The sequence below is a fragment of the Streptomyces sp. NPDC012508 genome (assembly GCF_042902595.1).
Lineage (GTDB): Bacteria > Actinomycetota > Actinomycetes > Streptomycetales > Streptomycetaceae > Streptomyces.
Map to the genome: position 1 here is coordinate 938,050 of NZ_JBIBEO010000002.1, position 10,619 is coordinate 948,668.

Consider the following 10,619-nt stretch of genomic DNA (forward strand, 5'->3'; position numbering starts at 1 on the left):
CCCCGTACGCGGGCGCCGTACCAGCGGTGTCTACTCGCGTCCGGACCGTTCACTCGGCGTCCGGACCGTCGTCACGGTGGCGGCGGCCGGGCAGCATCTCCTGGACCTTCGCCTTCAGGCCCTGCCTGATCATGCCCTTACGGTCGCTGTCGCCCTGGACGATCGCCGTGGCGGCGGCCTCGATCTGGTCGAGACTCGCGTGCGGAGGGATCGGCGGCACCGCGGGATCGGTGCGGAAGTCGATGACGAAGGGCCGGTCGGCCGCCAGGGCCTGCCGCCAGGCGCCCTCCACCTCCTCGGGCTTCTCGACACGGACCCCGCCGAGGCCGATGGAGCGGGCGAAGTCCGCGTACGGCACGTCGGGGAGCGCCTGCGAGGGCAGGAACTGCGGCGCTCCGGTCAGCGCCCGCATCTCCCAGGTGACCTGGTTGAGGTCCTGGTTGTTCAGCACCGCCACGATCAGCCTCGGGTCCTGCCACGAGGAGCTGTACTTGGCGGCGGTGATCAGTTCGGCCATGCCGTTCATCTGCATCGCGCCGTCGCCGACGAGCGCGATCGCGGGCCGGTCGGGATGGGCGAACTTGGCGCCGATCGCGTAGGGCACCCCGGGGCCCATCGTGGCGAGCGTGCCGGACAGCGAGCCGCGCATCGCGCCACGCATCCGCAGGTGGCGGGCGTACCAGTTGGCCGCGGAACCGGAGTCGGCGGCCAGGATCACATCGTCCGGCAGCAGGGCGTCGAGGGTGTGGACCACGTACTCGGGGTTGACGGGGTCGGCGTCCACGGCGGCCCTGCGCTCCATGACCTCCCACCAGCGGCTGGTGTCCTTCTCGATCTTCTTGCGCCACCCCCCGTGCTTCTTCCGCTTCAGCCGAGGCAGGAGCGCCCTGAGCGTCGACTTCGCGTCTCCGACCAGGTTCACCTCGAAGGGGTAGCGCAGCCCGATCATGAAGGGATCGATGTCGATCTGCACGGCGCGGGCCTGGTCCAGCTCGGGCAGGAACTGCGTGTACGGGAAGCTGGAGCCCACCACGAGCAGGGTGTCGCAGTCCCGCATCATCTCGTAGGAGGGCCGGGTGCCGAGCAGCCCGATCGAGCCGGTCACATAGGGCAGGTCGTCCGGGAGCACGTCCTTGCCGAGCAGGGCCTTGGCCACGCCCGCGCCCAGGACGTCGGCGAGTTCCTCGACCTCCTGGCGTGCGCCGCGCGCTCCCTGCCCGATCAGGATGGCCGGCTTCTCGCCGGCGTCGAGCACCTCGGCCGCGCGCGCGATATCGCTCTCGGCCGGAACGGCGGCGTAGGACGATGTGCCGAGGCTGGAGGGGACCATCTTGAACGCGTGCGTCGGCGGTGAGTAGTCGAGTTCCTGCACGTCGGCGGGGATGACGACCGCGGTGACGGTCCGCTGCGCGTACGCCGTCCGCATGGCGCGGTCGATGACGTTCGGCAGCTGCTCCGGGACGGTCACCATCTCGCAGAACGCGGAGGCGACGTCCTTGTACAGGCTCAGCAGGTCGACCTCCTGCTGGTACGAGCCTCCCATGGCGCTGCGATCGGTCTGGCCCACGATCGCCACCACCGGAACATGATCGAGCTTCGCGTCGTAGAGGCCGTTGAGGAGGTGGATCGCGCCCGGGCCCGAGGTGGCCGCGCAGACGCCGACCTTCCCCGAGAACTTGGCGTACCCCACAGCCTGGAACGCGGACATCTCCTCGTGGCGCGACTGGACGAACCGGGGCTTGTCGTCGGCGCGGCCCCAGGCGGCGAGAAGGCCGTTGATGCCGTCGCCGGCGTAGGCGAAGACATGATCCACGTCCCACTCGCGCAGCCGCTGGAGGACGTAGTCGGACACCTTGATGGACACGGGTGTTTCCTCTCGTCAGGAGGTGAACGCCGGCAGGACGGTCTTGGAGTAGTCGGCGAAGAAGGACTGCTGGTCGGGGCCGATCTGTCCGACGTAGACCTCGTCGAAGCCCGCGTCCACGTAGGCGCGGATCGCCGCGATGTGCTCGTCGGCGTCGTTCCCGCAGGGGACGTTCTCGGACACCTGTTCGCGGGTGACGAGTTCGCCGGCCTGCTCGAAGTGGGTGGGGGTCGGCAGGATCTGTGCGAGTTCGCCGGGCAGCATCTCGCTGAACCACAGGCGGCGGACGGTGTCGACGGCCCTCTCGCGATCGGTGTCCCAGCAGACCTTCAGTCCGCCGATGACCGGCTTGCCCTCGCCGCCTGCCTCGCGAAACGCCTCGATCAGTTCCGCGTCGGGCGTCATGAGGACGAGGCCGTCGCCGACACGTCCGGCCAGCTCGGCGGCCTTCGGGCCGAACGCGGAGACATAGACCGGGGGCGGGACGCGGGGGACGGTGTAGAGGCGCGCGTTGTCGACGGTGTAGTGCCGGCCCTGGTGGCTGACGAGGTCGCCGGTGAACAGTTTGCGCATCACCTCGACGGCCTCTTCCAGCATGTCGGCCCGCACCTCGTGGCGAGGCCAGCGATCGCCCAGTACGTGTTCGTTGAGCGCCTCACCGGTGCCCACCCCGAAGGTGAAGCCGCCGTCGAGCAGGACGCCGGAGGTGGCCGCGGCCTGTGCGGTGACGGCGGGGTGCATACGGACGGTGGGGCAGGTGACCAGGGTGGTGACCGGCAGAGCGACCTTCTGCGAGAGGGCCCCGATCATCGACCACACGAAGGGACTACTGCCCTGGGCGTCGTTCCACGGGTGGTAGTGGTCGGAGATCGCGAGCCGGGTGAAGCCGGCGTCCGCGGCGCTCTGTGCCTGGTCCAGCAGTTGGGCGGGGGTGAATTCCTCGCAGGCGAGGAAGTAGCCGAACTCCGTCATGGTTCGCTCCTTTCATCTGCGTCCGGCGGCGGAGTGCGTCAGCTCGGCGGGTACTGCGCGCCCTTGAGCCGGCGGGCGAGGTGCGAGGCGTTGGCCGCCAGGGTGGCGGTGGTGGCCGCCGTCTTCTTCGGGACCTTGTCGAGGTCCTGGTAGTCGGTGCCCTGCATGGCCTCGCCGACCCAGTAGGTGATGGCGTTCGCGGGGAGGGTGAAACCGATGTCGTTCAGGCCTTGGAAGAGATCGGCGCCGACCTTGTGGGCGCCGTCCTCGTTGCCGACCACGCAGACACCGGCGACCTTGCCGTAGGTGAGCATGCGGCCCTCGTCGTCGCTCTCCCCGAGCTCCGCGTCGAGCCGTTCCAGGACGCGCTGGGCGATGCTGGAGGGGTGGCCGAGCCAGATCGGCGTCGACAGGATGAGGATGTCCGAGGCCAGGACGGTGTCCCGGATGTCCGGCCAGGCGTCACCGTCGCCCATGTCCACCTCTACGCCCGGCTTGACGTCGTGGTCGGCGACACGGATCACCTTTCCGGTGACCCCGTGCTCGGCGAGGGCGCGCATGGTCTGCTCGGCCAGCAGCTGTGAGCTGGACGGCGCCGGGGACGGGGACAGGGTGCAGACGAGCGCGACGGCACTCAGCGAGGTGGTCTCGTTGGCTTCCATATGGCGGCGGCTACCCAGCGGACCGGCACTTACCGCTCCCGGAGCGGCGTCGTCGGACGATCGCGCTCGTCCGCATCAAAACGGACGAAGCGGGTAGCCGGACTCATGCGGCCCGTGTCGGCGCGGGTAGCCCGACTCAAGCGGCCCGTGTCGGCGCGACCCGTTCCGCAGGGGCGGCCGCCTGCGCGCGGGCCGACCCGGGGCGCCCTCGTGTCGTCTGCCGATTCGACCCGCTGATCGCCCACAACCCCACTGCCGAACAGGCGCATCTCGGGTAAGTTCCCTTTGTGCACGACCAGTTGATCTCTTGACGCGCGGCTGACAGGGGGAGGCGGTAGCGCCATGGGCGGGAGGTTGTACGGTCAGCAGGCCCTGCAGGAGGGGTTCGTCCCGCGGCTGGTGGGGCTGCATCACAAGGACGGGTACCTCGTCCCCTTCGCCTATCCCAGGGGCGCGCCCGTCGTACGGATCGTCGGGGGGCGGGGCAGCGGCAAGACCGCCCTCCTCGGCGCCGTCCATGACGCGTACAACGGCCGGGTGCCGCTCGCCCGGGTCGACCTCGGGGCAGCGGGTTTCGGCGAGCCCGGCGTGGCCGACGGTGACGACGACGTACCCAACGCCTCCCGCATCACGCACCTGTTGTATCTCCTCGCGTACAAACTCGGCCTCGAGGTAAGGCACTTCGGCAAGCCGATGGCCTTCCCACGGCTGTCGCTGGGCCTCCTCGTCGTCACCGCCTGGCGGCCGCTGAACAGTGACGAGACCGACGTACGACCGCCCGATCTGCGCCGGGCCGAGGCCGATCTGCGTACCCTCATCACCGCCGAGGACCCCGACGTACGGCGCCGCAGGGAGAGCCTCGGCCGCTGGTTCGACGTCGTCACGGACAACCTCCCGCTGGTCCTGTCCGCCGTCCCCGGCCTCGACACCATCGCCGGGATCGTCCTCGACACCGCCCGGGCGCAGCTCGTGCGGAGCGAGCCGGACAAGGGCGCGCTCGCCTGGTGGGGCGCCCGGCTGCACCGCAACCAGGGCTATCAGGGCGACTCGCTGCAGCGGCTCTTCCAGTTCGTCCGTGGCTTCCGCCGGCTCGACGACCGCAGACGCAGCGCGGAGGAACACCTCGTCGCCGCGCTCCTCGACGACATCGACGCCAACTACGGCACCCTGCGCAGGCTCAACAGGAAGCCACGCCCGCTGCTGCTTCTGGACAACGCCCACACCGACGTCGGACGCGTCTTCCTCGACCTGCTCGACGCCGGACTCCCCGGACACGGCGCCGCGCCGGGCAAGGCCCCGACCCGGCCCGTGGCCCTCGCCACGCTGCTCGGCAGGGGCCACGGCTACCCGCCGCTGAGCGAGGTCGGCGGCGACGCCGTACCGCCGGCGCGGCCGCTGGTCCTGAGCATCCCCGACATCGAACCCGCCCACATCGCGGAGATGCTCAGCTCCGTCGACTACCCCGACCACCTCCCCCGCGTCGTCGCCCGCTACAGCGGCGGCCGCGCGGCGAGCGCCCGCATCCTCGCGGACGCGGCCGTGCGCCGTGTCGAGGAGGTGGGCACGATACGAGGCGGGGAACTCCTCGACGAGGCCGCGCCCGCGCTTCTCGCGAAGCTGCTGCCCGATCCGGTGTTACGGGAGCGACTGGTGCTGCTCTCCGCCGCGGCCGACGCTGGCACCCGGCGCGGGCTGTGGACGTACTCCCATCCCGAGGACCACTCCGAGGAGCTGGTCGCCGTCCGTGTGCGTGAGGCCGACGAGTACCGGACCCGTTCCTGTCTCGACGGCGACCGTGCTCTCGATCTGCTGCTGCGGCACCGGCTCGCCGCCGCCGTCACCCACGACCGCTGGCGCGACACCCAGCTCCGGCTGCGCTCCCTGTGCGATCCGCGCGGCGACACGTATCTGCACCACACGCTGGCACTGGGCCGGGTCGACGAGGTGGTCGGCGTCCTGCACCACCGGTTCACCGTCGTCCCGCCCGGCGCATGGCTGACGTCGCTCAATCTCGTCTGCTCAGCGCCCCACCCGCGCGAGGGGTACGCGCCCCCGGCCGGGAGCCCCTTCCTCTCGTGCACCGCCTGCCGCAGCGACCCTCCCGGGCCGCACCACGACGCGATCGCCTCCCTGGTGCCGCTGCTGTGGCGGCTCTCCGACCCGCTCACCCTCGCGCCGCGCGAGGACGAGCTGACCACCGTCCGCATCGCGCTGGAGACGCTGTACGGCAACAAGGCCGCGCACGCAGCCTACCGCGAGGCGTCCGCCGCCTGGCCTGCCCGTCTGCGGGCCGGAGTTCAGGCTCCCGACCTGCCCGTCCAGGAAGGTGCCGCGTCATGACGTCGTTCATCGCAAGACTCCCCGGCGGACCGCTCACCAAGGCGGCCGCCCTCGTCGTCGCCCTGGCCGTGCTCGGCGCCGCCGTATGGGCCGGCATCGTCGTCCTCGGTCCGGATCCGGCCTGCGGCAAGGGCGTCGAGGAACGGGGACCCGAGGGATCCCGGGAGTGCACGGGCGTCACCGACGGCAGTTTCGTCTTCGCGGACAACCTCAGGGAGGTCAGCGCGCGGATCAAGGCGGAGAACGAGCGGATCAAGGGCGAACCGCACGTCTCCGTCGCCGTGATGCTGCCGATGGCACCTGCGCAGGCCTTCGAGCAGCAGAAGACGCTCCACGAGGTGCAGGGCGCCTACCTGGCGCAGTACCGCGCCAACCACGACTCAAACAGCAAGAAGCCGGCGATACGGCTCCTGCTCGCCAACCCCGGCCGCAGCCACACGCATTGGCGGCCCGTCGCCGAACAGCTCGGCACCATGTCGGAGTCGGCGACCGACAACCTCCGGGCCGTGATCGGCTTCGACGTCTCCACGGCCACCACCCAGGCCGCCATCGGCTATCTCACCCGCGAGCGTGGTATTCCCGTCGTCGGCGGTCCCATCACCGCCGACGACTCGGGCAACAGTGCGCAGAGGCCCGACGCGTACCCGGGCCTCGCCCGGGTCGTCCCCACCACGACCGACCAGGCCAGGGCCCTGTCCCACTTCAACGAGGGCATCGACCCCAAGCACACCCTGGTCGTCGAGGACATCCGCACCGGCGACAACTACGTCGACGCGCTCAAGCGCGCCTTCGCCGAACGGACCGCCGGATCGCCCCGCGCCCCCGAGCAGTACCGGGCGCCCGAGGAGTTCCACGAGGAAGGCACGACCGCCAACGCCTTCGACCAGATGGTCGACACCATCTGCACCTCGGCGGCCAAGGTCATCTACTTCGCCGGACGGCCCGTCCAGCTACGGCAGTTCGTCAACGAACTGGGCAACCGGGGCTGCACCGAGAAGAAGTACACGATCATCACCGGCTCCGGGGCCTCCACCCTCTCCTCGGACAAGCTCCTCGACTGGAACGCCTTCCGCAAGGGCGTGACGCTCCAGTACGCCGCGGTCGCCCACCCCGACGCCTGGAGCGGCCCCGAGGCACCCGCGACGGGCGGCTCCGCGGCCGCCTTCCGCACCCTGGCCGAGCTGGCGGCCGGCAAGGAGATCGGGGACATCGGCCCGGTGGAACTCACCGACTCGCGGACGATCACGTTCTACGACGCGGGGCTCACCGCGGTCACCGCCATCCGGATGCGTGACGACGGCGACCCGGTCATCCCCACCCTGGGCCGGATCAGCGACGCATGGCTGCGGCTGCACGGGATGGGCAAGGTCGACGGCGCCAGCGGCTGGATCTGCCTGGACAACTACGGCAACCCGTACAACAAGGCGGTCTCCGTGGTGGAACTCGCGCCCGACGCGCCCGGCCGCATCCGCTTCGTCGGCCTCGCCTGGCCGACCGGCCGCCCCACCCCGGCGGACTGCACCGCGAGCCGCAACTGACCCGGCCGGGCCCCCGCGACGCGCCGGGATACGGGAGGAGAGCCGGCCCGGCGCGTCACGGCGCGTTCCGGAATGCGGGCAAGCGTGTGCGGTGGCGCCGTCCGTCCGCCTAAGGTGGCCCTTGCAGCTGGTTCGCCCCGTCCTCCCCCATGGCCTGAACGGCATGGGGGGACCCCATGGCGGGATGCGTCGTAAGAGGGAACCCGGTGGGAATCCGGGACTGCCCCGCAGCGGTGAGCGGGAACGACCGCCGTCATACGCACTGGGCCCGTACGGGTCTGGGAAGCGACGGCCATTAGGTGTCTGCCTCGGCAGACGTGCCCGCGAGTCCGAAGACCTGCCCGTTGCCCGTACGCGACCGTTCGCGTGCGGTGATCCCGGTGACCTCGTGGGCGGGTCGGCGTATCTCGAGCGGCACATGCGGCAGGTCCGCGACGTGGTCCGCCCGGTCGTGCGTTCCTTCGCGTCCGCGTCCCGTCACCGGGGCGTTCAAGGGCACATCTCGCGAAGGAGAGTTCCGTGACACCGAAGTCCGCAGCCGCGGCAGCACGAGCCACCGTGTACGGCTATCCCCGTCAGGGGCAGAACCGCGAACTGAAGAAGGCCGTCGAGGGCTACTGGAAGGGCCGCGTCTGCGCCGACGCCCTTCGGGAGACTGCGGCCGGCCTCCGCCGGTCGAACTGGCGGGACCTGGCCGATGCCGGCATCCACGAGGTGCCGACCGGCGACTTCTCGTACTACGACCATGTCCTCGACACCACCGTGATGGTCGGCGCCGTGCCCGAGCGGCACCGCTCCGCGGTCGCGGCCGACGCGCTGGACGGCTACTTCGCGATGGCCCGGGGCACCCAGGACACCGCCCCGCTGGAGATGACCAAGTGGTTCGACACGAACTACCACTACCTGGTCCCGGAACTCGGCCCTGACACCGTCTTCTCCACCGACTCGGGCAAGCAGGTCACCGAGCTGAAGGAGGCCCTGGCGCTCGGCCACACCGCCCGCCCGGTCCTCGTCGGTCCCGTCACGTACCTGCTGCTGGCCAAGCCCGCGCCGGGCGTGGCCCCGGACTTCGAGCCGCTGACCCTGCTGGACCGCCTGCTGCCGGTGTACGCCGAGGTGCTCGCCGATCTCCGCGGGGCCGGCGCCGAGTGGGTCCAGCTCGACGAGCCCGCCCTGGTCCAGGACCGCACCCCGGCCGAGCTGAGCGCCGCCGCCCGCGCCTACCGCGACCTGGGCACCGCGACCGACCGGCCGAAGCTGCTCGCCGCCTCCTACTTCGGGCGGCTCGGCGACGCGCTGGGCGTCCTGGCCAAGGCGCCGGTCGAAGGACTGGCCCTCGACTTCACCGAGTCGGGCGTCGCCAGCCTCGACGACCTCGCCTCCGTCGGCGGCCTGCCCGGCAAGCGGCTGGTCGCGGGCGTCGTCGACGGCCGCAACATCTGGATCAACGACCTCACGAAGTCCCTGGCCGTTCTCGGCACGCTCCTCGGCCTCGCCGGCCAGGTGGACGTCGCCGCCTCCTGTTCCCTTCTGCACGTACCGCTGGACGCCACCGCCGAGCGGGACATCGATCCGCAGGTCGCCCGCTGGCTCGCCTTCGCCCGCCAGAAGACGGCGGAGATCGCCGTTCTGGCGCGCGGACTCGGCCGGGGCACGGCCGCCATCGCGGCCGAACTCGCGGCGAACCGGGCCGACCTGGCCTCACGGGCCGGGTCCGCACTGACCAGGGATCCCGCCGTGCGGGCCCGTACCGCCGCCGTCACCGACGCCGACGGGCGGCGCTCGCACCCGTACGCGGAGCGAGCCGCCGCGCAGCGCGCCCGTCTGCGCCTTCCCCTGCTGCCGACGACGACCATCGGGTCGTTCCCGCAGACGCCCGAGCTGCGCACCGCGCGGGCCGAGCTGCGGGCCGGCCGGATCGGCGCCAAAGGGTACGAGGAGCGGATCAAGGACGAGATCCGCGAGGTCCTCGCCTTCCAGGAGCTGGTGGGGGTCGACGTCCTGGTGCACGGGGAGCCCGAACGCAACGACATGGTGCAGTACTTCGCGGAGCAGCTGACGGGCTACTTGGCCACCCGGCACGGCTGGGTGCAGTCCTACGGCACCCGTTACGTCAGGCCTCCGGTTCTGGCCGGGGACATCTCCCGCCCCGAGCCGATGACGGTGCGCTGGACGGCGTACGCCCGGTCGCAGACCTCGAAGCCGGTCAAGGGCATGCTGACCGGTCCGGTCACCATGCTCGCCTGGTCGTTCGTACGGGACGACCAGCCGCTCGGCGAGACCGCGCGGCAGGTGGCGCTCGCCCTGCGCGACGAGGTCGAGGACCTCGAAGCGGCAGGCGTGTCCGTCATCCAGGTCGACGAGCCGGCCCTTCGCGAGACGCTGCCGCTGCGGGCCGCCGGCCACGCCGCCTATCTGGCGTGGGCGACGGAGGCCTTCCGGCTCACCACCGGCGGCGTACGGCCGGACACCCAGATCCACACGCACATGTGCTACGCGGAGTTCGGCGACATCGTCCAGGCGATCGACGACCTCGACGCCGACGTCATCAGCCTGGAGGCCGCCCGCTCCCGCATGCAGGTCGCCGGTGAACTTGCCGCGCACGGCTACCCCCGGGAGGCCGGACCCGGTGTCTGGGACATCCACTCCCCGCGCGTGCCCGGCGTGGAGGAGGCGGCGGCTCTCCTGCGCAAGGGACTTGAGGCCATCCCGGCCGACAGGCTGTGGGTGAACCCCGACTGCGGCCTGAAGACCCGCGGCTGGCCCGAGACCCGCGCCTCGCTGGAGAACCTCGTCACGGCCGCCCGCGAGGTCCGCACCGAGCTGGCTGCCAGGCGCACCTGAACCACGAAGGGCCGGGTCGGACACCCTCGGCGTCCGACCCGGCCCTGACCGGGCATGCGAGGGTCAGGCGGTTCCCTTCGGTACGTCGCCTCCTTCGTCGTCCACGTCCTGCGCGGCGCGCCCGGGCCGTAACGGGTATGGGGCGGTACAGGGACGGGCCGGTATGGGGAAGGGGCGGTACGGGATCCCCGTACCGCCCCTTTCCGTGCCTTCGAACTACAGCACCTTGGACAGGAATGCCTTCGTCCGGTCGTGCTGCGGGTTGCCCAGGACGTCGCGCGGGTGGCCGGACTCGACCACCACTCCGCCGTCCATGAAGACGAGGTTGTCGCCGACCTCGCGGGCGAAGCCCATCTCGTGGGTGACGACGATCATCGTCATGCCGTCCTCGGCGAGGTC

The 10,619-nt window shown here is 71.2% G+C and carries 6 protein-coding genes, 1 pseudogene and 1 riboswitch; of the genes and pseudogenes, 3 read left to right on the plus strand and 4 right to left on the minus strand.

The window, feature by feature from the left end; all coding sequences use genetic code 11:
• Positions 1–49 precede the first annotated feature (49 nt).
• From ACFY8U_RS10305 to ACFY8U_RS10315, 3 genes are read right to left on the minus strand one after another with little or no spacing between them, the layout of a single operon-like run.
• The gene (locus ACFY8U_RS10305) at positions 50–1,864 is read right to left on the minus strand and encodes a thiamine pyrophosphate-requiring protein (protein ID WP_389568190.1); all 1,815 of its coding nucleotides are present in this window, start codon (positions 1,862–1,864) and stop codon (positions 50–52) included.
• 15 nt (positions 1,865–1,879) lie between these two features.
• The gene (locus tag ACFY8U_RS10310; protein WP_389568193.1) at positions 1,880–2,836 is read right to left on the minus strand and encodes a TIGR03557 family F420-dependent LLM class oxidoreductase; all 957 of its coding nucleotides are present in this window, start codon (positions 2,834–2,836) and stop codon (positions 1,880–1,882) included.
• A gap of 38 nt (positions 2,837–2,874) precedes the next feature.
• Positions 2,875–3,498 carry a flavodoxin family protein gene (locus ACFY8U_RS10315; protein ID WP_389568195.1) on the minus strand — a complete coding sequence of 208 codons (624 nt, stop codon included), beginning with the start codon at positions 3,496–3,498 and terminating at the stop codon, positions 2,875–2,877.
• Between the two features lie 342 nt (positions 3,499–3,840).
• On the opposite strand from ACFY8U_RS10315, the gene ACFY8U_RS10320 reads away from it, so the two are divergent.
• From ACFY8U_RS10320 to metE, 3 genes are all read left to right on the plus strand, one after another.
• Positions 3,841–5,838 (plus strand): hypothetical protein, encoded by a 1,998-nt coding sequence (locus tag ACFY8U_RS10320; protein WP_389568198.1) that lies wholly within the window; start codon positions 3,841–3,843, stop codon positions 5,836–5,838.
• Positions 5,835–7,376: a hypothetical protein gene (locus ACFY8U_RS10325; protein ID WP_389568200.1), complete on the plus strand. Its 1,542-nt coding sequence runs from the start codon at positions 5,835–5,837 to the stop codon at positions 7,374–7,376. Before ACFY8U_RS10320 ends, ACFY8U_RS10325 begins: the two co-directional genes overlap by 4 nt.
• 148 nt (positions 7,377–7,524) lie before the next feature.
• Positions 7,525–7,736, plus strand: a riboswitch (cobalamin riboswitch).
• A gap of 159 nt (positions 7,737–7,895) precedes the next feature.
• Positions 7,896–10,220 (plus strand): 5-methyltetrahydropteroyltriglutamate--homocysteine S-methyltransferase, encoded by a 2,325-nt coding sequence (metE, locus tag ACFY8U_RS10330; protein ID WP_389568202.1) that lies wholly within the window; start codon positions 7,896–7,898, stop codon positions 10,218–10,220.
• Positions 10,221–10,436: 216 nt separating this feature from the next.
• On the opposite strand, the pseudogene ACFY8U_RS10335 reads toward metE, so the two are convergent.
• Positions 10,437–10,619, minus strand: a pseudogene (locus ACFY8U_RS10335) (ectoine/hydroxyectoine ABC transporter ATP-binding protein EhuA); the annotation flags it as partial.